Source organism: Psychrobacter sp. 1U2 (assembly GCF_051847575.1).
Genome location: NZ_JBPYDC010000359.1, coordinates 1 through 1,165, shown reverse-complemented (window position 1 = coordinate 1,165; position 1,165 = coordinate 1). Strand labels below are relative to the sequence as shown.

Annotated in this window: 1 protein-coding gene; it reads left to right on the top strand. The window is 36.5% G+C overall.

All coding sequences use genetic code 11. The annotated features are described in order from the left end of the window. Positions 1 to 315 precede the first annotated feature (315 nt). The coding region (locus ACS8FD_RS15815) for a hypothetical protein (RefSeq protein ID WP_439262491.1) at positions 316 to 1,165 on the top strand (850 nt) is incomplete at its 3' end.

Below are 1,165 nucleotides of genomic sequence, written 5' to 3'. Positions count from 1 at the left end.
ACTCTCCAAAGAATAACCCAACCAAAAAGTCTCATACCTCAAATGTGACCTCTTTAGATTGGGATACGGTAACTTTATCCCTACTCGCTCAACATTTACAAGATATACCAAAAGCTCGTGTAGATATTCATCTGCATAAAAGTATAACTATCTAAACATGTTAAATTCTCTAGTAAAATGTTTTTTCCTGTAGGTCTTAATAAGTATATTTATGTCGTGATATTGATTAAAAGATCACTCCAGCATAATATCAACTGTGCATGCCTTTGAGCATAAATATTTTTTATTTAATATACCTAAACAGGAGAATTAATTATGTCAAATAATAATTCTAGCAAAAACAATACCAAAGACGAGAACAATAACGCGGTAACGGCTGTAGAGGTTGTAAAAGACGATACCGTAGTATTTGAAAATGGCAACTTTGAAGAATACAACGCTGAGCACGACTATCAAGAAGATAAAGATCAGGACAACAAGGCTCAAGACGATAAAACTAAAGACAAGAAAACTGATAATACTGCTAAAAATGATAAATCAGCAGATAACAAGTCTGAAAGCCAAGATAAATCTCAAAGCTCTAGTAAAGCCAAAGACGCTAATGCTAAGTCAGACAACCAAGGCAAAGCTGAAAGCGCTAGCAAAAATGAAAATGTTGAAAAAAATCAGAAATCTGATAAAAAAGAAGCATCTAAGAAAGACACTAAAGCTGAAAAAGATGATCAGTCTGACAAAGCTGGCGATACTAATAAAGAAAGTAAAACTAGCAAAGAAGACAAGACTCGCAAAAGTGACAAGTCCAACGATGCTAAAGAAAATAATGCCAAGCAGCAAGACGACACTGAACAAAATGACGCTGATGCAACAGAGCAGTCCAATGAGAACAGCGACTCTAGCATGTCGATGGCAGGTTTATTCCAATGGGCAAATAAGCTCAGAGAAGACTTTATGTCTGAAGCGATGGGCATGACTAATGGCGTTACCGGAAGAGCTACTGCTATGACGCTAGAGCGATTAATCGCTGTGGTAGATATGGAGCTTGCCGCTTTTGATAAAAGCGTTGACGTTGCCAAAAAACTCATCGCAAATGTAGAAGAAGAGCGCAGCAAAATTGCTAGTAGAAAAGAGAAGTACCAAAGTATGATTGATGATTTAAATCAAGAGT